The following is a 25,653-nucleotide window of genomic DNA, read 5'->3' on the forward strand; positions in this document are numbered from 1 at the left end:
TTTTCATTTCAAGCCGGCGCTAACGCCCATCAGGCAACGGTCCCCTCCGGGGACACTCCGCGGTCCTCCACCGGTGCAGGCGGGTGCAGGATGTTCAGGAAGGCGCGCACCACCGGCGCGTCGTCCAGTGCCGCGTAGCAGATGTAGAGGTTCGCCGACGGCGGATTGCTCTTGATCTGCAGGAAGGTCACGCCAGGCCAGCCGATCCGGCTGGTCGTTTCCGGCATCAGCGCCACGCCAAGCCCCGCACCGACCATCGCCAGCAGCGTCTGCGGCTCGGTCGCCTCCTGGAAGATGCTCGGCTGGAAGCCGGCCTTGACGCAGCAGTCGATCAGGTAGCGCGGTTCGGCCGCCGACTTGTCCAGCGTGAGCGTGAGCATCGGCTCATCGGCGATTTCCGTCAACTCGATCGCCCCGCGCTGCGCCAGCGGATGGCGCGCGTTCACTGCCACGCATACGTTCTCGCGGAAGCACAATTCCTGGCGCAGGTTGTCGCGCTTGAGTTCCTCTTCGTCCAGGCGCGGCTCGCGCCAGAAGCCGACGTCGATCTGCTTGGCGCGCAGCGCGTCGTACTGCGATGTGGGCGAGGACTCGTGCAGCGTCCACGTCACCTGCGGGAACTTGGTCTGGAATTCTTCCAGCATGCCCGGGATCGGTCCCCACATCGCGGAGCCGACGATCCCCACGCGCAGCCGCCCGACTTCGCCGCGGTCGATCTGGCGGATGGTGTCGATGGTCATGCGCATCCGGGCCAGGATGTCGGCCGCTTCCGTCATCAGCGCCTTGCCCGCCGCCGTCAGCTCGAAGGTGCGGGTGGTGCGCGCGAACAGGCGCACGCCCAGCTCCGCTTCCAGCTTCATGATCTGCTGCGACAGCGGCGGCTGCGAAATGTGCAGGCGTTCGGCGGCGCGGCTGAAGCTCTTTTCTTCGGCCACCGCGAGGAAGTATTTCAGTTGTTTGAGGTCGATGGACATGGCGTCAGACGGGTTGCATGCCGGGGATCTGGTGCAGCGCGACCGCGAGCTGCGCGCCCACCACGGCGTTGTGCTTGACCAGCGCGATATTGGTCGCCAGGCTGCGGCCCTGCGTCAGTTCCTTGATCCGGGCCAGCAGGAATGGCGTAACCGCCTTGCCGGTGACGCCCCGTTCGCCCGCTTCGCGCAACGCCTGCCCGGTGATGCGGTCGATCTCTTCCTTCGGCATCGCCGAGGCCTCCGGCACCGGGTTGGCGACCACCACCCCGCCGTGCAGGCCGAGTTGCCACTTGGTGTGGATGAAGCTCGCCTGTTCCAGCGGCGTGTCGAGCTGGAAGTCGGCCTTGAAGCCGCTCTCGCGCGTGAAGAAGGCAGGGAAGCCGGGCTGCCCCACGCTTACCACCGGCACGCCCAGCGTTTCCAGGTATTCCAGCGTCAGGCCGATGTCGAGGATCGATTTCACGCCCGCGCAGACCACGGCCACATCGGTCCTGGCCAGCTCCTGCAGGTCGGCCGAGATGTCGAAGCTGGTCTCGGCGCCGCGGTGCACGCCGCCGATGCCGCCCGTGACGAATACGGAAATGCCGGCCATGCGCGCGCAGATCATGGTCGCGGCCACGGTGGTGGCGCCGACCAGGCGCTTGGACAGCACGTAGGCCATGTCGCGGCGGCTGACCTTGATCGCGTCGGGCGAGGTGCCGAGCAGTTCCAGCTGCGCGTCCGACAGGCCGATGCAGATCTTCCCGTCGAGCAGGGCGATGGTGGCCGGCACCGCGCCCGCGTCGCGGATCACCTGCTCGACCTCTTTTGCGGTCTGCACGTTCTGCGGGTAGGGCATGCCGTGCGAGATGATCGTCGATTCGAGCGCGACCACTGGCTTGCCTGCGGCGCGCGCGCTGGCCACTTCGGGCGAGAGGAGGAGGTACTGATGCATGGTCGTTCCTTATATCGTCTTGTTAAGTTAGCCGCAAAGCCGTCATTCGCGCGAAGGCGGGAATCCATCCGGGGCCGGCCCGGCATGGATCCGCGCGTTCGCGGGGAGGACGGTCAGTGGAGAGCCGACGGTGAGGCCGGCCAGGTGCATGCCGCGCCGGCATGCCAGCGCCAGGTCGTCCGGATCGTCCAGCAGCGACCAGCACACCGCGGCGGCGAATGCGTCGCCCGCGCCGGTCACGTCCACCACCTGCACGGGCGACGCCGTCAGGTGATCGATGCCTCCGGCGGTCGTGTACGTGACCCCCGAGCTGCCGCGCGTGACGATCACGTCGCGCACGCCCTGCGACTGCACTTCGCGGCAGGCGTCGGCCAGGCTGGTATCCCCGTCGATGCGGCGCCTGAGGCGCGCTTCCATCTCGCCCAGGTTCAGGATCAGCAGGCGCAATCCCTCCAGGTTGCGCGGCAGGCGCGCCATCTTCGGCTCCGACACTGCGACTATTACCAGCGGATGCACCTGCTCCAGCAGCGCCGCCAGCGTTTCCTGCGGCAGGTTCAGGTCCGCGACCGTCAGTGCCGCGGGGGCGGCGAGGGGCAGCACGATGTCCGGCACGAGCTGCTCGTACAGCTCCATGTCCGCCAGCGCAAGCGCCATGCCGCCCCGTTCGTCGAGGATGGCCGTGTAAGTGCCGGACGCGTCGCCGTCCAGGGTGATCGAGCCGGCGACGTCGATGCCCGACGCCACCGCATGCGCCAGCAGCGCGCGCCCGGCGGCATCGTTGCCGACCGCCGTCACGAGCGACACCGCCACGCCGAGGTGGGCCAGGTTCTCCGCCACGTTGCGCGCCACGCCGCCGAAGGATTCGTGCTGGCGCACCGGATTGGAGGTCCCCATGTGCAAGGGCCCCTTGGCGGTCAGTTTGCGGTCGATGTTGGCGGCCCCGATGCAGACCACGCGGCCGGTCGTTGCGAGCGTCATGTCGCCTTTCATATCGATGGCGCAGCCGGAAGCCGCGCCTGGCCGGGCTTATTGCCCGATAGGCCACACGATACGCTCATTTATAGGGTTTGGCTATAAATCGTGGGCCAAAAAGGTATTTGCCCTACATATGAGGGGTGGGGCATAGTTATAATAGTGAGTTACGCCCAGCGCGGCCGCAGCCGCGTTCGCTCCTTCCTGCCAATCAAGAACAGACCACCTGAGGAACCAGATGTCCACCAATACCCCATTTGAAGCCGCCGACGTCATCAAGGCACGCGCCCCGGGCTTCCAGCCGCGCGTAGCGATGATTCTCGGGTCGGGCCTGGGCGTGCTCGCCGAGCAGATGACCGACGCGGTCACGATCGGCTTCGATGAACTGCCGGGCTTCCCGATCAGCACCGTGCACGGCCACGCCGGCCAGCTGGTGCTCGGCACGCTGGCGGGTGTGCAGGTGGCATGCATGAAGGGCCGCGGCCACTTCTACGAAGGCTACGGCCCGACCGTGATGACCAGCGCGATCCGCACCCTCAAGCTGATCGGCTGCGAACTGCTGTTCGTGACCAACGCCGCCGGATCGCTGCGCGCCGAGGTCGATGCCGGTTCGCTGGTGGCGATCTCCGACCACATCAACTTCCTGCCGGGCACCCCGATGATCGGCCCGAACGACGAGCGTTTCGGCCCGCGCTTCTTCAGCATGGCCAACGCCTATGATGCCGACACGCGCGCGTCGATCAAGGCTGTCGCATCGGAGAACGGCATCACCCTGCACGAAGGCGTGTTCATCTCCGTGCCGGGTCCGAACTTCGAGACCGCCGCCGAAATCCGCGCCTACAAGACGCTGGGCGCCGACACGGTCGGCATGTCGGTGGTGCCGGAAGTGATTTCGGCCCGCCACTGCGGCCTGAAAGTCACCGGCGTCTCGGTCATCACCAACCTGGCCGAAGGCATGTCGCCGTTCGCGCTGTCGCACGAGCAGACGCTCAAGTACGCGGCGGTGGGCGCCGAGTCGCTGGTCAAGCTGATCCTGGCCTTCCTCGCGCGCTTCGCCGCGACCCCGCGCCAGGCTTAAACCCAAGGAGGCAACCATGTCCCGCGCATTCATCCTGCTCCTCGACTCGTTCGGCCTGGGCGCGCTGCCCGACGCCGCCAAGTACGGGGACACCGGCGCCAACACCTTCGGCCACATCGCCAGCTGGGCGGCAAAGTCCGGCAAGCCGATGGTGCTCCCGAACCTCGAAAAGCTGGGCCTGGCCGCCGCCGCGCACCTGGCCAGCAACGAGTGGGCCGACGGCTTCAACCTGCGCGATGGCTTTACCGGCGCATATGGCGCGGCCCGCGAGCAGTCCACCGGCAAGGACACCCAGTCCGGCCACTGGGAAATCGCCGGCGTGCCTGTGCTGTTCGACTGGGGCTACTTCCCGAAAGAGGCGCCGTCGTTCCCGCAAGAGCTGACCGATGCCATGCAGGCGCAGTCCGGCGTGCCTGGCTTCCTCGGCAACTGCCACGCATCGGGCACCGAGATCATCAACCGCCTGGGCGACGAGCATGTCGCGACCGGCAAGCCGATCCTGTACACCTCGGCCGACTCCGTGCTGCAGATCGCCGCGCACGAAGAGCACTTCGGCCTCGACAAGCTATACGCGCTGTGCGAGATCGCCTATGAGCTGGTCAAGCCGTACAACATCGGCCGCGTGATCGCGCGCCCATTCACCGGTTCCAACGGCGACTACAAGCGCACCTCCAACCGCCACGACTACGCGGTGCCGCCGCCGTCGCCGACCTTGCTCGACCACGTCAAGGACGCGGGCGGCGAGGTGATCGCACTGGGCAAGATCAGCGACATCTTCGCTGCGCGCGGCGTCACCAAACTGATCAAGGGCGCCGACAACATGGCCCTGTTCGACGAGCTGGTCAAGGTCGCGGACAGCGCGCCGGACAACTCGCTCACGTTCGTCAACTTCGTCGACTTCGACATGCACTTCGGCCACCGCCGCGACATCGCCGGCTACTCGAACGCGCTGCACGAGCTCGATGCGCGCCTGCCTGCCTTCATGGCCAGGCTGAAGGAAGGGGACTTGTGCGTGATCACGGCGGACCACGGCTGCGACCCGAGCTGGCCCGGCTCCGACCACACGCGCGAGCACATCCCGATGATCTTCTTCGGCCCCGGCATCCAGGGCCGCCCGCTCGGCATCTCCGACACTTTCTCCGATATCGGCGCCACGCTTGCCAAGCACCTCGGCGTCAAACCACTTTCCAACGGAACCAGCCTGTTATGACTTCTCCGATCGACTTTAAACGCAACGAGGCAGTAGGCCTCGACCTTGGCTGGGTCAACCAGGTCAAGGTCAACCGCAATGCGGCCGACCGCCGCGCCGCCAGCCTGGCAGCGCGCCGCACCGTCAAGAAGGAATACCAGGCGGCCTGGCTGATCAAGGCGATCCAGTGCATCGACCTGACCACCCTCGGCGGCGACGATACCCCGGGCCGCGTCGAGCGCCTGTGCATGAAGGCGATGCGCCCGCTGCGTCCGGACCTGCTGCAGGCCCTCGGCCTGGACCAGCCGCTGACCACCGGCGCCGTCTGCGTGTACCACGAGATGATCGCGCCGGCAGTCAAGGTGCTGAACGGCCGCCTGCCGATTGCCGCGGTATCGACCGCGTTCCCGGCCGGCCTGTCCAGCCATGAAACCAAGGTGCGCGAGATCGAACTGTCGGTTGCCGCCGGCGCCACCGAGATCGACATCGTCATCACCCGCAAGCACGTCCTGACCGGCAACTGGCAGGCGCTGTACGACGAAATGCGCGACTACCGCATCGCCTGCGGCGACGCGCACGTCAAGGCGATCCTCGCGACCGGCGACCTGGTCACGCTCGAGAACGTGGCCAAGGCATCGTGGGTCTGCATGATGGCAGGCGCAGACTTCATCAAAACTTCGACCGGCAAGGAAGGCGTCAACGCCACCATCCCGGTCGCGCTCACGATGGTGCGCACCATCCGCGAATACCACGAGCGCTACGGCTTCCAGGTCGGTTTCAAGCCGGCCGGCGGCGTCGCCACGTCCAAGTCCGCGCTGCAGTACCTGACCCTGATGAAGGAAGAACTGGGCAACGAGTGGCTGGAGCCGCACCTGTTCCGCATCGGCGCGTCGAGTCTCCTGACCGACATCGAACGCCAGATCGAACACTACGTCACCGGTAACTATTCGGCGGCGCACCGCCACGCGCAACCTTAAGGAACGAACTTCGCCATGCCAACTATCAACGAGATTCTGAAGACTATGGACTACGGCCCGGCACCGGAAAGCACCAAGGAAACCAACGCGTGGCTGGACGAGCACGAGCGCCGCTTCGGCCTGTTCATCGACAACGCGTGGACCGCGCCCGGTCAGACCTTCGCCACCAACAATCCTGCCGACGGCAAGGAGATCGCCCAGGTCACGCAGGCCACCACGGATGACGTGAACCGCGCCGTGGACGCCGCGCGCCGCGCGCAGCCGGGCTGGGTCGCGCTGGGCGGCCATGGCCGCGCGCGCATCCTGTACGCGCTGGCACGCCTGCTGCAAAAGCACTCGCGCCTGTTCGCGGTGCTGGAGACGCTCGACAACGGCAAGACCATCCGCGAGACCCGCGACGCCGACCTGCCGCTGGCCGCGCGCCATTTCTACCACCACGCCGGCTGGGCGCAGCTGCAGAACGAAGAGTTCGCGGACTACCGCGCCGTGGGCGTGGTCGGCCAGATCGTGCCGTGGAACTTCCCGCTGCTGATGCTGGCATGGAAAATCGCGCCTGCCATGGCAGCCGGTAACACCATCGTCTTCAAGCCGGCCGAGTTCACGCCGCTGACCGCGCTGCTGTTCGCCGAGATTTGCCAGCAGGCCGGCGTGCCGGCGGGCGTCGTCAACATCGTGACCGGCGACGGTGCGGTGGGCGAAGCCATCGTCAAGCACCCTGGCATCGACAAGCTGGCCTTCACCGGTTCGACCGACGTGGGCCGCATCATCCGCCGCGAAACGGCGGGCAGCGGCAAGAAGCTGTCGCTGGAACTGGGCGGCAAGTCGCCGTTCATCGTGTTCGAAGACGCGGACCTCGACGCCGCCGTCGAAGGCCTGGTCGATTCGATCTGGTTCAACCAGGGCCAGGTCTGCTGCGCCGGTTCGCGCCTGCTGGTGCAGGAATCGGTGGAAGAGCGCTTCTACGCCAAGCTGCGCGCGCGCATGGACAACCTGCGCGTCGGCTCGCCGCTCGACAAGTCGTCCGACATCGGCGCGCTGGTCGATCCAATTCAGCACCAGCGCATCCATGGCCTGGTGGAAGGCGCCCGTGCCGAGGGCTGCACCATCTATCAACCTGAATGCGTACTGCCTGCGGACGGCTCGTGGTATCCGCCGACCCTGATCATGGGCGCATCGACTTCCGCCAGCGTCGCGCAAACCGAAATCTTCGGCCCGGTGCTGGTGGCGATGAGCTTCCGCACCCCTGGCGAGGCGGTGCAGCTGGCGAACAACACCGTGTACGGCCTGGCCGCCTGCGTGTGGTCCGAGTCGATCAGCCTTGCGCTGGACATGGCGCCGCAGATCAAGGCCGGCGTGGTGTGGATCAACACCGCCAACCAGTTCGACGCTGCCTGCGGCTTCGGCGGCTACCGCGAATCGGGCTACGGCCGGGAAGGCGGCCGCGAAGGCATGCTGGAATACCTGGTCCCGCTGGCGGAAGACGCCCGTCCTGCCGCGCCGGTCGCGCCGGTCAAGGGCAAGGTCAAGGAGGCAGACAGCAGCGGCAACCCGTTCGCGATCGACCGCACCGCCAAGCTGTACATCGGCGGCAAGCAGGCACGCCCGGACGGCGCCTACTCGCGTGCGATCAACGGCGCGAACGGCGAGTTCATTGCCGACGTCGGCGAAGGCAACCGCAAGGACATCCGCAACGCGGTGGAAGCCGCGCACAAGGCGTCCGGCTGGTCCAAGGCCAGCGCGCACAACCGCGCGCAGGTGCTGTACTACATCGCCGAGAACCTGGCGGCGCGCGCGGACGAATTCGCGGCACGCCTGGGCGCGATGACCGGCGCCAAAAACCCGGAGAAGGAAGTGCAGGCATCGATCGACCGCCTGTTCACCTGGGCGGCATGGGCCGACAAGTACGACGGCCTGGCGCACCAGCCGCCGATGCACGGCATTACCGTCGCGCTGAACGAGCCTGTGGGCGTGGTCGGCATCGTGTGCCCGAACGAGGCGCCGCTGCTCGGCTTCATCTCGCTGGTGGCGCCTGCGCTGGCGGTCGGTAACCGCGTGGTGGCTGTGCCGTCGGAAGCGTACCCGCTGTCGGCGACCGACCTGTACCAGGTGCTCGATACGTCCGACCTGCCGGGCGGCGCGCTGAACATCGTCACCGGTTCGGCGGACGAACTGGCCAAGACGCTGGCATCGCACTCGGACGTGGACGCCGTCTGGCGCCACGACGGCTCGGCCGAAGGCTGCGCCGAAGTCGAGCGCCTGTCGGCATCCTCGCTCAAGCGCACCTGGACCAGCGGCGGCCGTGGCCGCGACTGGTACAGCGACAAGCAGTCGGCGGGCCGCGCCGTCCTGTACCACGCCACCCAGGTCAAGAACGTCTGGATCCCTTACGGCGTTTGATGCAGGAAGGGGACTGTCCCTACGGGACTGTCCCCAGCTTTTTAGCTTGCCCTGTCCACTTGCTGACCACAAAGCTGGGGACAGTCCCCTTCGGGGACAGTCCCCGCCCTCCGGCAAATAATATTTGCATAGATTACGAAAGCAGCACATGTCCTTTCTTCCGCAGGAAATCATCCGAAGAAAACGCGACGGTTTGGCCCTCAGTGCAGAGGAAATCCAGTTCTTCGTGCGCGGCATCACCGACAACTCCGTGAGCGAAGGCCAGATCGCCGCGCTCGCGATGGCCGTCTACTTCAACGACATGAACATGGACGAACGCGTCGCCTTCACGCTGGCGATGCGCGACTCCGGCCAGGTCATGGAATGGAAGTCGCTGAACCTGCCCGGCCCGGTGGTCGACAAGCACTCCACCGGCGGCGTCGGCGACGTGGTCAGCCTGATGCTCGGCCCGATGATCGCGGCCTGCGGCGGCTACGTCCCGATGATCTCCGGCCGTGGCCTCGGCCACACCGGCGGCACGCTCGACAAGTTCGATTCGATTCCCGGCTATTGCACCGTCCCCGATCCCGAGCTGTTCCGCAAGGTGGTCAAGGACATCGGCGTGGCGATCATCGGCCAGACCGCACAACTGGCGCCGTCGGACAAGCGCTTCTACAGCATCCGCGACGTCACCGCGACGGTGGAATCGGTCGCCATGATCACCGGATCGATCCTGTCGAAGAAGCTCTCGGCCGGCCTCGATGCGCTGGTGATGGACGTGAAGGTCGGCTCCGGCGCCTTCATGCCCACGTATGAGAAGTCGGTCGAACTGGCCGAGAGCATCGTCGCCGTCGGCAATGGCGCGGGCACGAAGACATCTGCGCTGCTGACCGAGATGAACGAGTCGCTCGGCCCCGTGGCCGGCAACGCCCTGGAAGTGCGCCTGGCCATCGACTACCTGACCGGCCGTTCGCGTCCCGCGCGCCTGCATGAAGTGACGATGGCGCTGTGCGCCGAAATGCTGGTCCTGTCGGGCATCGAGAAGGACGACGCATCGGCGCGCGCGCGCCTGCAGGCGGCGCTCGATTCGGGGGAAGCGCTGAACCGCTTCGCGAAGATGGTCGCGGCGCTGGGCGGCCCTGCCGACCTGGTCGAGTCCACCGACAAGTACCTGGAAAGCGCGCCTGTCGTGGTGCCGGTGCCGGCGCTGCGCGCGGGCTTCGTGTCCGCAGTGGATACGCGCGGCCTTGGCCTCGCCGTGGTCAGCATGGGTGGCGGACGCCGCCGTCCATCCGACGCGATCGACTTTGCGGTCGGCCTCACGGGACTGGTCGAGCTGGGCGATGCGATTGCCGTTGGCCAGCCGCTGGCGATGGTGCACGCACGCACGCAGGAAGCGGCTGCGCAGGCGGTTCGCGAAGTGCAGGCGGCGTACGCGCTGGGCGACGTCAAGCCCGCGCCGAACCCGGTCATCTACCGCACCATTCGTCCTTGAGGGAAAACGCGATGGACTACACCAAGCTGATCGACGAAGCACGCGCGGCGCGCGAGATGGCCTACGTGCCGTACTCGAACTTCCGCGTGGGCGCCGCGCTCGCGTGCAAGGACGGGCGCATCTTCCGCGGCTGTAACGTGGAGAACGCGAGCTACGGCCTGTGCAACTGCGCCGAGCGCACCGCGTTCTTTTCCGCGATCGCGGCCGGCTACAAGCCGGGCGACTTCAGCGCGCTGGCCGTGATCGGCGAGACCGATGGGCCGATCTCGCCGTGCGGCGCGTGCCGCCAGGTGACGCTGGAACTGGGCGGCAACGACCTGCCGGTCGTCCTGAGCAACCTGAAAGGCGACACGATGGAAACCACCGCCGCCGCGCAGCTCCCCCACGCATTCGGCGGCCGGGACCTCAAGAAGTAGGAAATGGGGACAGACCCCATTTTCAGAATTGGGGACAGACCCCATTTTGGAAATGGGGTCTGTCCCCATTTCGGGCTACGCGGCGTGCACGTCCGCCTGCATCATGCCGAAGATGTTCCCGTCCGGGTCCTTGATGTAGGCGAGCCAGCCGACGCCCGGCACCGCCATCTTCGGCACCGTCACCGCGGCGCCCAGTTGCCCGGCCCGCTCCAGCAGCACGTCGATATTCTCGACATCCACCGTCACCACGAAGGCGTTCATTGCCGCCATCTCTTGCGGCACGTCCCCGCGCCGTGGCAGCAGGCCGCCGTGGATGCCCGGCTCGTCGTCCGGCCCAGTGTTGATCAGCCAGTAGTCCGCACTATCCCATTTGTTGAACATCCACCCGAACATGCGGGCGTAGAAATCGATCAGCTGCTGCGGATCGGATGCCTGGATTTCAAAGTGAACAGGACGCGCCATGCCGGCTCCTTTAGTCAGTCGTTTGCCATGGATCGTATTCGCCGATGCTCCACACATGCCCTTCGAGGTCGCGGCAGGTAAAGCCGCGCATGCCCGGCTCCGCGTCCACCATGTCGAGCACGATCTCCGCGTTCGCACGCTTGACGCGCTGGTAGACCGCGTCGGCGTCGCGCACCGTGAGGCAGGTGGTCTGGGTTTGCATGCCGCCGATTTCGTCGGGCATCCTGATCAACTTGCCGAAGTGGTCCTGCACCGATGCCGACGCCAGCATGATCATGCCGTTGCCGAAGGTGAGCTGCGCATGCAGCACATCGCCATACGGTCCCGGCAGCACCAGCCGCTTTTCGAAACCGAATACGTCGCACAGCCACGCGATCGCACGGTTTGCGTCGCGATAGCGCAAGCAGGGGGTGACAGTGGACGTCGTGTCCTTCGCCATCGGCGGCATTGATCGCTCCAAAGGTTGGTTGGAGTAACCATGGTAGCCGATTACAGCCCGGCCATAAAAGCGGATGTTGTCTTTGTCGCTTGGAAACGCCGCCGGTCCTCAGGGCCGTGGCTTGACCGGAGTGCGCTCTTTTCGCGCCGGGTATTTCAGGAGCAGGGCAGCGGGCCGCACGGCGCGCCGCTCCAGGTTGCCGCCGCAATTAGGGCAAGTGTGGTCGAGCACACCCTCTTTGCAGGTCCGGCAGAATGTGCACTCGAACGTGCAGATGAAGGCGTCCGGCGAATCGGCGGCGATATCGGCGTCGCAGCATTCGCAGTTAGGGCGCAAATCGAGCATACAAGGGTCCTTACATTTGTTGAAAAAGGTGGGAGTGGCCGCGGCTGACTTCCAGCGTCTGCGGGTAGCCGCGCAGCGACAGCATCTGGCGGCCGCGCGAGTCGCGCGTCACTTCGGCGATGGCGTCGACGCGCACCAGCGTGGAGCGGTGGATGCGCCAGAACTCGTCCGGATCGAGTTCGTCGGACAGTTCCTTGAGCGTCTTGCGGATCAGGAGCTGGGCGGTCGCGGTCTGCACGCAGGTGTATTTTTCGTCGGCCTGGAAGAACAGGATCTCGCGCGTGCTGATCATGCGCAGGCTGTTGCCCACCTGCGCCTGGATCCACTTGAGGTAGGCGCGCTTCGGCTGCGCGGCGCCGCCGTCGCGCAGCAGATTGGTCAGCTCGCCGAGCTGCACGCCGATGTCGCTCGGCGCGGACTGCAGGCGCTGCTGCAGGCGCTCGCGTGTCATCCTGAGACGCTCGGCCGTCACCGGCTTGAGCAGGTAATCCATCGCTCCCTGCTCGAACGCGTCGATCGCGTACTGGTCGTAGGCGGTGACGAACACGATGTGCGCCTGGTTGTAGAGCTGGCGCGCGCACTCGATCCCGTTCAATCCCGGCATGCGGATGTCCAGGAAGATGATGTCCGGCTTGTGCTCGTGCGCCAGCGTGATCGCCTCGATGCCGTTGGCCGCCTCGTCGACGACCTGCAGCTCCGGCCACACCTCGGCAAGGCGGGCGCGCAACTGGTCGCGCATCGGGGCTTCGTCGTCGACGATCAGGGCAGTTGTCATGGGCGCTTCTCCATTGGTCCGTACGGTACGCGGATCGACGCATACGCGCCGCCCGCCAGCGGGGCTTCGATCACCAGCTGCGCCTGGTCGCCGAACAGCAGGCGCAGGCGCTCGCGGATATTGGCCAGGCCGACGCCTTCGTCCGAGTGCAGGTTGAAGCCGACGCCATTATCCTGCACATCGACCCACAGCTGGCGGTCCACCACGCGCGCGGTCACTTCGATGTGGCCGCCCTCGATCTTCGGCTCCAGCCCGTGCTTGATGGCGTTCTCGATCAGCGTGAGCAGCATCATGGGCGGGAACGGTGCCGTTTCGAGGTGCGCGGGCACGTCGAACGTCACCGCCAGCCGCTCCTTCATCCGCGCCTGCATGATGGCCAGGTAGGCGCGCGCCAGCTCCACCTGCTTGCCCAGCGTGCCGCCGCCGGTCGCGCGCATCTGCGGCAGCGTCGCGCGCAGGTACTCGATCAGGTTCTGGTGGATGCGCGCGGCCTGCGGCGGATCGGTTTCGATCAGCTGGCCGATCAGCGCGAGCGTGTTGAACAGGAAGTGCGGCTCGACCTGCGCCTGCAGGGTGGCCATCTGCGCTTCCACCAGCCGCCGTTCGAGGTTGGCCACGTCGGCTTTTTCCACCGCGTCCTTGGCCACCAGCTCGGCGCGGCGCTTGCCGCCGGCGATGATCTTGAGCGCGGCCGTGATCATGATGAACATCATCGCCGGCTCGACCATCTGCACGATCACGCCGAACACGAATACCAGGAACCACGTGATGTAGAGCTGGCGCCATTCCGCGATCGCCAGCCAGTCGAAGAACCGCCACCACAGCACCGACAGCTCGGTCATCGCCTCGTGCAGGAAATCGCGCAGGTCCTGCACGCCGTGTTTTTTGCTCGTGCTCATGAGTGCTGCTCCGGTGAAGGTGGCGGCGGCAGCTGGCGCGGCTTGGCGAACGCGGCGACCATCAGCTTGATCAGCAGGAACACCACGAACACGAAGATGGCCAATGGCAGGATCGTCAGGATCAGCGCAAGCCCGAGCGCGGCAGCCACCAGGGCGGGCCAGGGCATGACCGCGATCGCACGCACGACCTGGCGTACCGCCTCTTCAAGCGAGCTGAAGAAATCCTTCATCGATTGGGTGAAGCTCTTTGGGGTGATGTCTTTCATTTCTTTCTCCGTACGGCACTGTGCCGATGGAATCACTGTACTTCCTGGATGGCCGCCGGCTCCATAGCGAGCCGACGAACTGCTGCACGGCTGGGATGAGTGGTAGCTGGTGCGTGCCGGATGACACGAGCACCGCGTGCGCCACATCAAAATGTGCTCTTTTTGCAACCTGTACGGTTGGCATTCCGTCCAAATCCGGAAGATGTGCCATAGTAATACCGCGAAATATCATGCGGGACATATTTCTTATTGTTTAGCTGTCAATTGGAGAAGTGCATGAACGAATCCAGACCAGCGTCGATGGCGTCCTTTTGGATGCCATTTACCAATAACCGCGATTTCAAGGCCAACCCGCGCCTGCTCGTTTCGGCCGAGGGGATGTATTACACCGACGTGGACGGCAACAAGGTGCTAGATGGCACTGCCGGCCTGTGGTGCGTCCCGTGCGGACACGCCCAGCCGCGGATCGTCAGCGCCGTGCGCGAGATGGTCGGCCAGCTCGACTTCGCGCCCACCTTCCAGATGGGGCATCCGGCCGCGTTCGACCTGGCCGAACAACTGATGGAATACACCGGCCACAAGTTCGGCCACGTCTTCTACACCAATTCCGGCTCCGAGGCGGTCGACACCGCGCTCAAGATCGCGCTGGCCTACCACCGCGCGCGCGGGGAGGGCAGCCGCACGCGCCTGATCGGCCGCGAGCGCGGCTACCATGGCGTCGGCTTCGGCGGCATTTCCGTGGGCGGCATCGGCAACAACCGCAAGCCCTACGGCCCGCTGCTGCCGGGCGTGGACCACCTGCCGCATACCCATTGCCCGGCCGAGAACGCGTTCTGCCGCGACGAACCCGAATACGGCGCGCACCTCGCCGACGAACTGGAACGCATCGTCGCGCTGCACGACGCTTCCACCATCGCAGCGGTGATCGTGGAGCCGGTTGCCGGATCGACCGGCGTGCTGATCCCGCCCAAGGGCTACCTCAAGCGGCTGCGCGAGCTGTGCACCAAGCACGGCATCCTGCTGATCTTCGACGAAGTCATCACCGGTTTCGGGCGCCTGACCACGCCGTTCGCGGTCGATTACTTCGATGTGGAACCGGACATGGTCACCTGCGCCAAAGGCCTGACCAACGGCGTCGTGCCGATGGGCGCGGTGCTCTCCAAGCGGCATATCCACGATGCGTTCATGGAGGCGCCGCACGGCATCGAGCTGTTCCACGGGTATACCTACTCGGGGCACCCGATCGCGTGCGCGGCGTCGCTCGCCACGCTGGAGGTGTTCCGCGAGCAGGACGTGCTTGGCAACGCCCGCAACATGGCCGGCTACTGGGCCGACGCGGCGCACTCGCTCAAAGGGCTGCCGCACGTGATCGACATCCGCACGCTCGGCCTGATCGCCGGGATCGAGCTGCAGCCGATCGCGGGCAAGCCGGGCGCGCGCGCGTTCGCGGCATTCAAGAAGGCGTTCGCGGACGGTATCCTGATCCGCGTCACCGGCGACATCATTGCGCTGTCGCCGCCGCTGGTGCTCGAGAAAAAACACATCGACGAGTTGTTCGGCAAGCTCGCCACCATCCTCCGCAACCTGGAATGACCATGCGCGAACTCGAGACGATCACCCACTTCATCAACGGCGCGCACACCCCTGCGCGAGGACAGCGCTTCGGCGAGGTGTTCAATCCGGCGCTGGGCGAGCCGGTGGCGCGCGTGGCGCTGGCGACGCCGGAGGAAGTGGACGCCGCGGTCGCCGCTGCCGCTGCCGCGTTCCCTGCCTGGTCCGACACGGCGCCGCTGGCGCGCGCCCGGGTCCTCTTCAAGTACCTGGAACTGTGCCACCAGCATGTGGACGAATTCGCGGCCATGCTCACGCGCGAGCACGGCAAGACCTTCTCGGACGCGAAGGGCGAAGTCGCGCGCGGCATCGAGATGGTGGAGTTCGCGGTCGGCATACCGCAGATGCTCAAGGGCGAGTTCACCGACCAGATCGCGCGCGGCATCGACGCGTGGTCGATGCGCCAGCCGCTGGGCGTCGTCGCCGGCATCACGCCGTTCAACTTCCCGGTCATGGTGCCGATGTGGATGTTCCCGATCGCGATCGCGTGCGGGAATACCTTCGTGCTCAAGCCGTCCGAACGCGACCCGTCGCCCTCGCTTTTGCATGCGCGCCTGCTCAAGCAGGCCGGCCTGCCGGACGGCGTGTTCAACGTGGTCCAGGGCGACAAGCTGGCTGTCGATGCGCTGCTCGACCACCCGGTAGTGCAGGCGGTCAGCTTTGTCGGATCCACGCCGATCGCCGAATACATTTACGCGCGCGGCAGCGCGAGCGGCAAGCGGGTGCAGGCGCTAGGCGGCGCAAAGAACCACATGGTGGTCATGCCGGATGCCGACATGGAGATGGCGGTGGACGCGCTGATCGGCGCCGCCTACGGCTCTGCCGGCGAGCGCTGCATGGCGATCTCGGTTGCGGTGGCGGTGGGCGACGCGACCGACCAGCTGATCCCGCACCTGGCCAGACGGACGGAGGCGCTCAAGATCCGCGACGGCATGGAACCCGATGCGGAGATGGGGCCTGTCATCACGCGCGCGGCCAAGGAGCGGATCGAAAAGCTGATCGGGCAGGGCGTGGAGCAGGGTGCTACCCTGGTCGTGGACGGGCGCGGCTACAAGGTGCAGGGACGCGAGGACGGCTTCTTCGTCGGCGGCACCCTGTTCGACAACGTCACGCCCGGCATGTCCATCTATCAGGAAGAAATTTTCGGACCGGTGCTGTGCGTGGTACGCGCGCCCGATGCCGCCAGCGCGGTGGAGCTGATCAACGCGAACGAATACGGCAACGGCGTCGCCATCTTTACGCGCGACGGCGGCGTGGCGCGCGAGTTCGTGCGGCAAATCCAGGTGGGCATGGTCGGCGTCAACGTGCCACTGCCGGTGCCGATGGCGTTCAACAGCTTTGGCGGTTGGAAGCGCAGCCTGTTCGGCGACCACCACGCCTACGGGCCGGAAGGCGTGCGCTTCTACACCCGGCATAAGGCCGTGATGCAGCGCTGGCCGAACACCGGGAGCGTGAAGGGCGCGCAGTTCGCATTCCCCCACATGAAGTAACGGCCGTCATCCCAGGCAGGTGGGCCGCCATCGGCCTGGGACGACGACTTCGCAAGGTTTGCATCAACAACCCACTCTCCAGGAAGGGTTTGCAATGATCGACTCGCTGAAGCACCTGCCCACATCCACTGCATCCCATGCGGACCTGGCCGGCAACTTTACCGACCTGGCCCCGCCACTGACGGCACGCCAGGCCGCGATCGAAAGCGCGCGCTGCCTCTACTGCTACGACGCGCCCTGCATGCGGATCTGCCCCACCGAGATCGACGTCGCCAGCTTCATCCGCAATATCCATGACGGTAATGTCAACGGCGCCGCGGTCGGCATCCTCAAGCAGAACATTTTCGGCGGCGCCTGCGCGCGCGTGTGCCCGACCGAGATCCTGTGCGAGAGCGCCTGCGTGCGCAACCACGACGCCGAAGGGCAGCCGGTCAGGATCGGACTGCTGCAGCGCTATGCGCTCGATCACGCCACGCTCGCAGAGCATCCGTTCACGCGGGCGCCCGCGAACGGCAGGCGCGTCGCGGTGGTGGGCGCCGGTCCCGCGGGGCTTTCGTGTGCGCACCGGCTGGCCATGCTGGGCTACGAGGTGGTCGTGTACGAGGCGCGCGACAAGTCCGGCGGGCTGAACGAGTACGGCATCGCCAAATACAAGCTCACCGATAACTTCGCGCAGCGCGAGGTCGATTTCATTCTGTCCCTTGGCGGTATCGAAGTGCAGCACGGCCGCGTGTTGGGCGACAACCTGCACCTGGCCGACCTGCACGCGCAGTTCGACGCCGTGTTCCTCGGGATCGGCCTGTCCGCCAGCCGCCAGCTGGGGCTGACCGGCGAGGATGCGCCGGGACTGGCCGCCGCGGTCGAATACATCGCCGCGCTGCGCCAGGCCGATGACCTGGCGTCGCTGCCGGTGCCGCGCCGCGCCATCGTGATCGGCGCGGGCAATACCGCCATCGACATGGCCGTGCAGCTGCGCCGACTCGGCGCGGAGGAGGTCACGCTCGTGTACCGGCGCGGCTACGAATCCATGAGCGCCACGCTGCACGAGCAGGAGATCGCAAAAGAGAACCAGGTGCGCATGCTGGTGTGGGCCGCGCCGAACGAGGTGCTGCTCGATGCGGCAGGCCGCGTGCGCGGGATGCGCTTCGAGCGCACCCGGCAGCTCGACAATCTGGTCGCAGGCACCGGTGAATTCGTCGAGATCGCCGCCGACGCCGTGTTCAAGGCGATCGGCCAGAGGATGGATCCGGCCAGCCTGTCCGACCCGATGGCGCGCGAGCTCGAGAACCGCGGCGACAGGATCAACGTGGACGCGTTCTACCGCACGTCCGTGCCCGGCATCTATGCGGGCGGCGACTGCATCGCGCAGGGACAGGACCTCACCGTGCAGGCCGTCCAGCAGGGCAAGCTTGCCGCGCTCGCGATCCACCACGACATCGAATCGAAACTGGAGGCTGCATAACATGGCTGACCTGAGCATCGACTTTTGCGGCATCAAGTCTCCGAACCCGTTCTGGCTGGCGTCCGCGCCGCCAACCGACAAGGCCTACAACGTGGTGCGCGCCTTCGAGGCGGGATGGGGCGGCGTGGTATGGAAAACGCTGGGCGAGGATCCGCCGGCCGTCAACGTATCGTCGCGCTACTCCGCGCATTACGGCAAGAACCGCGAGGTCCTCGGCTTCAACAACATCGAACTGATCACCGACCGCAGCCTGCAAATCAACCTCGACGAGATCACCCAGGTCAAGAAGGACTGGCCCGACCGCGCGCTGATCGTCTCGCTGATGCTGCCGTGCGAAGAGCACCAGTGGGCCGGCATCCTTCCGCTGATCGAAGCGACGGGGGCGGACGGCATCGAACTGAATTTCGGCTGCCCGCACGGCATGCCCGAGCGCGGCATGGGCGCGGCCGTCGGCCAGGTGCCGGAATATGTCGAAATGGTGACGCGCTGGTGCAAGACGCACACGCGCCTGCCGGTCATCGTCAAGCTCACCCCGAACATTACCGACGTGCGCATGCCCGCGCGCGCGGCGATGGCGGGCGGCGCGGACGCGGTCTCCCTGATCAACACGATCAACTCGATCACCCACCTGGACCTGGACCGCATGGTCGCGTTCCCCGCGGTGGGCAACGCCAGCACGCACGGCGGCTACTGCGGCTCCGCCGTCAAGCCGATCGCGCTCAACATGGTCGCCGAGATCGCGCGCGATCCGCTCACCGCGCGGCTGCCAATCTCCGGCATCGGCGGCATCTCGAACTGGCGCGATGCCGCCGAGTTCATCGCGCTGGGCGCAGGTTCGGTGCAGGTCTGCACCGCCGCGATGCTGCACGGCTTCCGCATCGTCGAAGAGATGAAGGACGGCCTGTCGCGCTGGATGGACGAGCAGGGCTACCGCAGCATCGCCGACTTCACCCGCAAGGCGGTGCCGAACACCACGGACTGGAAATACCTGGACATGAACTACCAGGTGATCGCCCACATCGACCAGGACAAGTGCATCAAGTGCGGGAAATGCTTCATCGCCTGCGAGGACACTTCGCACCAGGCGATTGCCAAGCTCGATGCGGCAGGCGTGCGCACATACAGCGTGATCGATGCCGAGTGCGTGGGCTGCAACCTGTGCGAGATCACCTGCCCGGTCGAGAACTGCATCACGATGGTGCCGCAGCAGACCGGCAAGCCATACATGAACTGGCTGCAGGACCCGCGCAATCCGCGCGCCGAGGCACGTTTGACCGGGACCGAAGCCGCCGATACACTCTGACAGCCTTCACCCCGAACGGAGACAGCACGTGAACAATGACTTGTCTGGCAGCTCGCAGTTGTGGAACGAGGACCTTGCGCCGACGACGGCGGCGCAGAGGACGTGGCGGTGGTACCATTTTGCCGCGCTCTGGATCGGGATGGTGATGTGCATCCCGGCGTACACCCTGTCGGCCAGCCTGATCGAGGCGGGGATGTCGGCGGAGCAGGCCGTGTGGACCGTCTTCCTGGCGAACGCCATCGTGCTGTTGCCGATGCTCGCCATCGGCCATGCCGGCACCAAGTACGGCATCCCTTATGCGGTGCTGGCCCGCGCATCGTTCGGCACCTCCGGCGCCAGGCTGCCCGCGCTGCTGCGCGCGATCGTCGCCTGCGGCTGGTACGGCATCCAGACCTGGTTCGGCGGCAGCATGATCTACACGCTGCTGGGGGTGATGACGGGCGCGCCGATTGGCGGCGAGCCGATTGGCTGGCTGGGCATCAACGGCGCGCAGTTCCTGTGCTTCCTCGCGTTCTGGGCGATACAGTTCTACTTCGTCGTGCACGGCATCGACTCGATCCGCAGGCTGGAGACGTACACCGCGCCCGCGAAAATCGTCATCTGCTTCGTCCTGCTCTGGTGGGTGTACGAAAAGGCGGGCGGCTTCGGCACGTTGTGGTCGCAACCGTCGCAGTTCGCACCGGGCGGCGCCAAGGCCGGACAGTTCTGGCAGACCTTTTGGCCTTCGCTGACCGCCATGGTCGGGTTCTGGGCCACGCTGGCGTTGAACATCCCCGACTTCACCCGTTTCGCCAAATCGCAGCGCGACCAGATTGTCGGCCAGAGTATCGGCCTGCCTGCGCCAATGGGACTGCTGGCCGCGATGGCGGTGATCGTCACCTCCGCCACCGTCGTCCTGTACGGCAAGGCGTTGTGGGACCCGGTCGACGTCGCAAGCCGCATGACCGGGGCCGCCGTGCTGATCGCGCTGATCGTGCTGCTGGTCGATACCGTCAGCGTCAACCTTGCCGCCAACCTGGTGGGACCGGCGTACGACTTTTCCGCGCTGTCGCCGCGCCGCATCTCGTACCGGACCGGCGGCTACATCACGGCCGGCATCGCGCTCGCCATGATGCCGTGGAAAATCCTGGAAACCACGCACGGCTATGTGTTCACCTGGCTGATCGGCTACTCCGCGCTGCTCGGGCCGATCGCCGGCATCCTGATCGTCGACTACTACCTGGTGCGCAAGACCGAACTGAATGTCGATGAACTGTATCGGGGCGACGGCGCGTATGCGTACCGCAACGGCTGGAACATGGCCGCCGTGATCGCGTTCGTGATCGGCGTCCTGCCCAACCTGCCGGGCTTCCTCAACGCCGCGTTCCCGGATGCCTTCCCCGGCGTCGACAGCAGCTTCAAGACGATCTACACCTATGCCTGGTTCGTGGGCCTGATGCTGTCCGGCGTCACCTATGGCGTCATGATGAAGAACAAGGCGGTCCCGCAGGTGCGGGCCGCAACCCAGCACTGAGGAGACCTGCATGCACATCCTGATCCGCGGCGGCACCGTCGTCAATGCCGACCGCGCCTTCCGCGCCGATGTCCTGTGCGAGGCCGACCGCATTGTCGCCATTGGCCCCGACGTGATCGCGCCACCGGGCGCGCAAGTGATCGACGCGGGCGGGCAGTACGTCATGCCTGGCGGGATCGACACCCACACCCACATGCAGCTCCCGTTCATGGGCACCGTGACCGCCGACGACTTCTTCACCGGCACTGCCGCCGGCCTGGCGGGCGGCACCACCACCATCATGGACTTCGTCATCCCGGACCCGAAGCAGTCGCTGATGGAGGCGTACCACACCTGGCGCGGCTGGGCGAAGAAGGCCGCCGGCGACTACACCTTCCACGTCGCCGTCACGTGGTGGGACGACTCCGTGCATGCCGACATGGGCACCCTGGTGCGCGACCACGGCGTGAACAGCTTCAAGCACTTCATGGCGTACAAGAACGCCATCATGGCCGACGACGAGACGCTGGTGAAATCGTTCCGGCGCGCGCTGGAGCTGGGCGCGATCCCGACCGTGCACGCCGAGAACGGCGAGCTGGTATTCCAGCTGCAAAAGGAGCTGCTGGCGCGCGGCATCACTGGGCCCGAGGCGCATCCGATGTCGCGTCCGCCCGAGGTGGAAGCGGAAGCGGCCAACCGCGCGATCGCGATTGCCAACGTGCTGGGTACCCCGGTCTACATCGTCCATGTGTCCTGCGCCGAGGCGCTGGACGCGATTACGCGCGCCCGTGCGCGCGGCCAGCGCGTCTACGGCGAAGCGCTCGCCGGCCACCTGGTGATCGACGACAGCGTGTACCAGAGCGAGGACAAGGAATACGCGCGCGGCTTCGTGATGAGCCCACCGTTCCGCAGCAAGCACCACCAGGCCGCGCTGTGGCAGGGCCTCCAGGGCGGCAACCTGCACACCACCGCCACCGACCATTGCACCTTCTGCGCCGAACAGAAGGCGGCCGGCGCGGCCGACTTCACCAGGATCCCGAATGGCTGCGGCGGCGTCGAAGACCGCATGGCCTTCGTGTGGGACGCCGGCGTGAACACGGGCCGCCTCACGCCCTCCGAGTTCGTGAAGGTCACCTCGACTAACGCCGCCCAGATTTTCAACATGTACCCGCGCAAGGGCGTGGTGGCCGTTGGCGCCGACGCGGACCTGGTGGTCTGGGACCCGGCCGCATCGCGCACCATCTCCGCGAAGACGCAGTTTGCGAAAGGCGGCTTCAATGTGTTCGAGGGACGCACGGTCAAAGGCATCAACACGCACACCATTGCCGCCGGCCGGCTCGTGTTCGCGAACGGCGACCTGCGCGCGGTGGAAGGCGCGGGTCGGCACATCGACCGTCCCGCGTTCCGGCCCACCGTCGCGGCGTAAGCGTCAATCACTTCAACCAGGTCCAAGCGCGGAGAACAACGATGAACGAACTACGCATCAATGGCGAGCGGCTGTGGTCATCCCTGATGGAGCTGGCGCAGATCGGCGCCACGCCCAAGGGCGGCGTCAAGCGCCTGACCTTGACGGACCTGGACCGGCAGGGCCGCGACCTCGTGACAGGCTGGGCGCGCGAGGCGGGAATGAGTATCACCGTCGACCAGATCGGCAACGTGTTCATGCGGCGCGAAGGCAGCAACCCCTCGCTGCCGCCGGTGATGACCGGCAGCCACATCGACACCCAGCCGACCGGCGGAAAATTCGACGGCAACTACGGCGTCCTGGCCGGCATCGAAGTGGTGCGCACGCTGAACGACCTCAGGATCCGGACCGAGGCGCCGATCGAGGTCGCGTTCTGGACCAACGAAGAGGGCTCGCGCTTCGTGCCGGTGATGATGGGCTCGGGCGTGTTCTGCGGCGCGTTCACGCTGGAGCACGCCTATTCCGCGAAGGACGTCGAGGGTAAGAGCGTGCGTGAAGAGCTCGAGCGCATCGGCTACCTGGGCGACCAGGTTCCGGGCCAGCACCCGATCGGCGCCTACTTCGAGACGCACATCGAACAGGGGCCGGTGCTGGAGGACGAAGGAAAGGTGATCGGCGTCGTGCCTGCGGTGATGGGCCTGTCGTGGTACGACTGCACCGTGAGCGGCATGGAAGCGCATGCCGGGCCGACCCCGATGCACCTGCGCCGCGATGCGCTGCAGGTGGCGACGCGGATCATGCAGGAAGTGGTCGCGATCGCGAACCGCTACCCGCCGTATGGCCGTGGCACCGTGGGCATGGTGCAGGTGTTCCCGAACAGCCGCAACGTCATCCCCGGCCAGGTCAAATTCAGCATCGACCTGCGCAACGTGAACGACGAACTGCTGAACCGCATGCACGAGGACATGCTTGCGTTCATAGACAGGACGCGCGGCGAGAGCGGGCTGGGGATCGACATCGAGCGCGTCTCGTACTACCCGCCATGCCCGTTCCATCCGGACTGCGTGGACGCCGTGCGCAAGGCCACCGAAAAGCTGGGCTACTCGACGATGGATGTGGTGTCCGGGGCAGGGCACGACGCCATCTATGCGGCGCGCGTGGCGCCGGCCGGGATGATCTTCGTCCCGTGCAAGGACGGCATCAGCCACAACGAAATCGAGGACGCCAAGCCGGAGCACCTGGAGGCGGGGTGCAACGTGCTGCTGCACGCGATGCTGGAGCGCGCCAGGGTCGTCGCCGGATAGACGCAGCATGACCCCGGCCTTCGCCGGGATGACGATGCGAGCGCGCCAGGTCAGGTGTTGGGCTGGAAGCTGCGGAAGAAATCGAGCAGCACGCGCGCCGCGATATCCGCATCGTCGGCCGTCATCGTTTCGAGCGGATTGTGGCTGATGCCGCCGTTGCCGCAGCGCGTGAACAGCATCGCCACATCGGTCAGCGCCGCCATTGCCATCGCATCGTGTCCGGCGCCGGACAGCAGGTCGAAACGCGGCAGGCCTGCGCGCTCGACCGCCTGGCCCAGCTGCTCCATCAGCCAGGGCGCGCACGGCGCCGCATCCGCCGCCACGATCTGCTGGATGGACGCATCGATCCCGCGCCGCGACGCGATCTCGCGGATCCCTTCGAGAATGTCGTTCACCGCTGCGGCGCGCACCGTATCGTCCGCGGCGCGGATATCGAGCGACAGCGAGCAGCGTCCCGGGATCACATTCACCGACCCGCCGGGCACCTGGAGCTGGCCGACCGTACCCACCAGCGACGGCTGGCCGCTGCAGCGGCGCTCCACCAGCAGCACGATTTCCGCCGCCGCCGCAGCAGCATCGCGGCGCATGGTCATCGGCGTCGTGCCGGCGTGGCTGGCGACGCCGGACAGCTCAACGAGGAAACGCGAACTGCCCGCGATCGCCGTCACCACGCCGAGCGCAAGGCCGCGTTCAAGCAGCACCGGCCCCTGCTCGATGTGCACCTCCACGAACGCCAGCACATCCTCCTTGCGGCGCGCGGCCTGCGGAATACGCGCCGGATCAAGCCCATTGGCCGCGATCGCATCGCGCATCGTCACGCCGGCTGCATCCTGCTGATCCAGCAGCGCCATATCGAAGCGGCCCGTGACCGCATTACTGCCCAGGAAAGTGCTCTTGAAGCGCACGCCTTCCTCTTCCGCGAACGCCACCACCTCCACGTGGAAGGGCAGGCGCTCGCCGCGCTCGTTCAGGTGGCGGATCACCGCGATGGGCAGCGCGATCCCGAGGCGGCCATCGTATTTTCCGCCCTTGCGCACCGTATCGTAGTGCGAGCCCGTGATGAGCGTCTTCGCCTGCGGGTCCGCGCTCGCGTAGCGGCCGACCACGTTGCCGGCATCTTCCGTGTGCACCGCCATCCCGGCATCCTGCATCCACTGCCCGATCTGCTGCGCCGTGCGGCGGTGCGCCGGCGTCATGTACGCGCAGGTCAACCCATCCTGCTCATCGCTCCACGCGCCGATCTCTTCGAGCTGGCGCATGAGGCGCGGCCCGAACTCCAGCTGCACGCCGAGCAGATCGTTCAGCCGCATCTCCGCGATCCGGTGCACCTGGCGCAGGCACTCCGCCATCTCATCCTGCGGGCGATTGCGCAAGCGCCGCGTAAAGGTCGCGATCACCTCCGCGCGCGTCAGCCCCTCGCCGGTCGGCCCCTTCACCGCCAGGATGAACGGAAACCCGAACTTCGCGTTGTACTCCGCGTTCAGGCGCTGCAGCGTCGCGAACTCCTCCGGGCTGCACCGGTTCAGTCCCGACTTCGCCTGCTCGCCGGTCGACTCCTGGGTCAGCTCACCCGCGATTGCCGCGCGTCCGGCCAGCTCCGGGTGCGCCCTGAGCAGCCCGAGCTGCTCCCCGGCCGACGCCTGCGCAACGACCTCCTGCAGCGCCAGCTTCAGCGCCGCCAGCGTCGCGAACGGCCGCGCGGCTGCTGCCCGCTCCGGTATCCACGGCGAATGCTCATAAATTCCGCCGAGGCGTTCAACGAACGCGCCCGCCTCGATCTGGTTCAGCTCGGTTAAAGTAGTCATAGCGCAAATCATATATCTCCCACGTCGGCCGCATATAAGCCCCCGCATATACCTGATCTACTTCAAACCCGGGGTCAGATACCGTCTTGAATTACAAGCCGTCGATTTAAGAAATGTGGATCAAAGGGCTTGCCTGACTTGATCACACCGTAAATGAGGTGGACAAGCTTCCTCATTACAGCGC

Annotated in this window: 23 protein-coding genes; 13 read left to right on the forward strand and 10 right to left on the reverse strand. The window is 66.3% G+C overall.

The window, feature by feature from the left end; all coding sequences use genetic code 11:
• Window positions 1-29: 29 nt before the first annotated feature.
• From ACFSQR_RS14270 to ACFSQR_RS14280, 3 genes are read right to left on the reverse strand one after another with little or no spacing between them, the layout of a single operon-like run.
• Window positions 30-974 (reverse strand): LysR family transcriptional regulator, encoded by a 945-nt coding sequence (locus ACFSQR_RS14270; protein WP_377730569.1) that lies wholly within the window; start codon window positions 972-974, stop codon window positions 30-32.
• A gap of 4 nt (window positions 975-978) precedes the next feature.
• Entirely contained in the window at window positions 979-1,908 is a 930-nt protein-coding gene (locus tag ACFSQR_RS14275; protein WP_377730570.1) for a pseudouridine-5'-phosphate glycosidase, read from the reverse strand.
• Between the two features lie 42 nt (window positions 1,909-1,950).
• Entirely contained in the window at window positions 1,951-2,886 is a 936-nt protein-coding gene (locus ACFSQR_RS14280; protein ID WP_377730571.1) for a carbohydrate kinase family protein, read from the reverse strand.
• 232 nt (window positions 2,887-3,118) lie between these two features.
• Between ACFSQR_RS14280 and xapA the strand changes: the two genes are divergently transcribed.
• The 6 genes from xapA (at window position 3,119) to ACFSQR_RS14310 (ending at window position 10,411) form a co-directional block, all read left to right on the forward strand.
• Window positions 3,119-3,958: a xanthosine phosphorylase gene (gene xapA / locus ACFSQR_RS14285; protein WP_377730572.1), complete on the forward strand. Its 840-nt coding sequence runs from the start codon at window positions 3,119-3,121 to the stop codon at window positions 3,956-3,958.
• Between the two features lie 16 nt (window positions 3,959-3,974).
• Complete coding sequence (locus ACFSQR_RS14290) at window positions 3,975-5,168, forward strand: phosphopentomutase (protein WP_377730573.1); 1,194 nt, start codon at window positions 3,975-3,977, stop codon at window positions 5,166-5,168.
• A complete protein-coding gene (deoC, locus tag ACFSQR_RS14295) occupies window positions 5,165-6,124 on the forward strand; it encodes a deoxyribose-phosphate aldolase (protein WP_377730574.1) in 960 nt (319 codons plus the stop codon). Before ACFSQR_RS14290 ends, deoC begins: the two co-directional genes overlap by 4 nt.
• A 15-nt stretch (window positions 6,125-6,139) precedes the next feature.
• Entirely contained in the window at window positions 6,140-8,521 is a 2,382-nt protein-coding gene (locus ACFSQR_RS14300) for an aldehyde dehydrogenase family protein (RefSeq protein ID WP_377730575.1), read from the forward strand.
• A 148-nt stretch (window positions 8,522-8,669) separates the two neighbouring features.
• Window positions 8,670-9,995, forward strand: coding sequence for a thymidine phosphorylase (gene deoA / locus ACFSQR_RS14305; protein ID WP_377730576.1), 1,326 nt, complete (start codon window positions 8,670-8,672; stop codon window positions 9,993-9,995).
• An 11-nt stretch (window positions 9,996-10,006) separates the two neighbouring features.
• Complete coding sequence (locus ACFSQR_RS14310) at window positions 10,007-10,411, forward strand: cytidine deaminase (protein WP_377730577.1); 405 nt, start codon at window positions 10,007-10,009, stop codon at window positions 10,409-10,411.
• Window positions 10,412-10,486: 75 nt separating this feature from the next.
• Here ACFSQR_RS14310 and ACFSQR_RS14315 read toward each other — a convergent pair whose 3' ends face one another.
• The 6 genes from ACFSQR_RS14315 to ACFSQR_RS14340 all read right to left on the reverse strand — a co-directional run bounded on the left by ACFSQR_RS14315 (window position 10,487) and on the right by ACFSQR_RS14340 (window position 13,597).
• Entirely contained in the window at window positions 10,487-10,873 is a 387-nt protein-coding gene (locus ACFSQR_RS14315; protein WP_377730578.1) for a VOC family protein, read from the reverse strand.
• 10 nt (window positions 10,874-10,883) lie between these two features.
• Window positions 10,884-11,321, reverse strand: a complete 438-nt coding sequence (locus tag ACFSQR_RS14320) for a VOC family protein (protein ID WP_377730579.1) — start codon at window positions 11,319-11,321, stop codon at window positions 10,884-10,886.
• A 99-nt stretch (window positions 11,322-11,420) separates the two neighbouring features.
• Entirely contained in the window at window positions 11,421-11,657 is a 237-nt protein-coding gene (locus ACFSQR_RS14325) for a DUF1272 domain-containing protein (RefSeq protein WP_377730580.1), read from the reverse strand.
• A 10-nt stretch (window positions 11,658-11,667) separates the two neighbouring features.
• Window positions 11,668-12,432 (reverse strand): LytR/AlgR family response regulator transcription factor, encoded by a 765-nt coding sequence (locus ACFSQR_RS14330; protein ID WP_377730581.1) that lies wholly within the window; start codon window positions 12,430-12,432, stop codon window positions 11,668-11,670.
• Window positions 12,429-13,331, reverse strand: a complete 903-nt coding sequence (locus ACFSQR_RS14335) for a sensor histidine kinase (RefSeq protein ID WP_377730582.1) — start codon at window positions 13,329-13,331, stop codon at window positions 12,429-12,431. Before ACFSQR_RS14335 ends, ACFSQR_RS14330 begins: the two co-directional genes overlap by 4 nt.
• A complete protein-coding gene (locus ACFSQR_RS14340) occupies window positions 13,328-13,597 on the reverse strand; it encodes a hypothetical protein (protein ID WP_377730583.1) in 270 nt (89 codons plus the stop codon). Before ACFSQR_RS14340 ends, ACFSQR_RS14335 begins: the two co-directional genes overlap by 4 nt.
• 276 nt (window positions 13,598-13,873) lie before the next feature.
• Between ACFSQR_RS14340 and ACFSQR_RS14345 the strand changes: the two genes are divergently transcribed.
• The 7 genes from ACFSQR_RS14345 to ACFSQR_RS14375 all read left to right on the forward strand — a co-directional run bounded on the left by ACFSQR_RS14345 (window position 13,874) and on the right by ACFSQR_RS14375 (window position 23,664).
• Complete coding sequence (locus tag ACFSQR_RS14345; RefSeq protein ID WP_377730584.1) at window positions 13,874-15,190, forward strand: aspartate aminotransferase family protein; 1,317 nt, start codon at window positions 13,874-13,876, stop codon at window positions 15,188-15,190.
• A gap of 2 nt (window positions 15,191-15,192) precedes the next feature.
• Window positions 15,193-16,698: a CoA-acylating methylmalonate-semialdehyde dehydrogenase gene (locus ACFSQR_RS14350; RefSeq protein ID WP_377730585.1), complete on the forward strand. Its 1,506-nt coding sequence runs from the start codon at window positions 15,193-15,195 to the stop codon at window positions 16,696-16,698.
• Window positions 16,699-16,792: 94 nt separating this feature from the next.
• The gene (locus ACFSQR_RS14355) at window positions 16,793-18,160 is read left to right on the forward strand and encodes an NAD(P)-dependent oxidoreductase (protein ID WP_377730586.1); all 1,368 of its coding nucleotides are present in this window, start codon (window positions 16,793-16,795) and stop codon (window positions 18,158-18,160) included.
• Window position 18,161: 1 nt separating this feature from the next.
• Complete coding sequence (gene preA, locus ACFSQR_RS14360) at window positions 18,162-19,463, forward strand: NAD-dependent dihydropyrimidine dehydrogenase subunit PreA (RefSeq protein ID WP_377730587.1); 1,302 nt, start codon at window positions 18,162-18,164, stop codon at window positions 19,461-19,463.
• Window positions 19,464-19,491: 28 nt separating this feature from the next.
• On the forward strand, window positions 19,492-20,976 hold the full coding sequence (locus ACFSQR_RS14365) for an NCS1 family nucleobase:cation symporter-1 (protein ID WP_377730588.1): 1,485 nt from the start codon (window positions 19,492-19,494) through the stop codon (window positions 20,974-20,976).
• A gap of 10 nt (window positions 20,977-20,986) precedes the next feature.
• Window positions 20,987-22,381 (forward strand): dihydropyrimidinase, encoded by a 1,395-nt coding sequence (hydA, locus tag ACFSQR_RS14370; RefSeq protein WP_377730589.1) that lies wholly within the window; start codon window positions 20,987-20,989, stop codon window positions 22,379-22,381.
• A 41-nt stretch (window positions 22,382-22,422) separates the two neighbouring features.
• Window positions 22,423-23,664, forward strand: coding sequence for a Zn-dependent hydrolase (locus tag ACFSQR_RS14375; RefSeq protein ID WP_377730590.1), 1,242 nt, complete (start codon window positions 22,423-22,425; stop codon window positions 23,662-23,664).
• A 50-nt stretch (window positions 23,665-23,714) separates the two neighbouring features.
• Here ACFSQR_RS14375 and ACFSQR_RS14380 read toward each other — a convergent pair whose 3' ends face one another.
• Window positions 23,715-25,469 (reverse strand): allantoate amidohydrolase, encoded by a 1,755-nt coding sequence (locus ACFSQR_RS14380; RefSeq protein ID WP_377730591.1) that lies wholly within the window; start codon window positions 25,467-25,469, stop codon window positions 23,715-23,717.
• Between the last annotated feature and the right edge of the window lie 184 nt (window positions 25,470-25,653).

Origin of the sequence: Pseudoduganella sp. GCM10020061, assembly GCF_042683405.1 — a bacterium.
GTDB lineage: Bacteria > Pseudomonadota > Gammaproteobacteria > Burkholderiales > Burkholderiaceae_D > Telluria.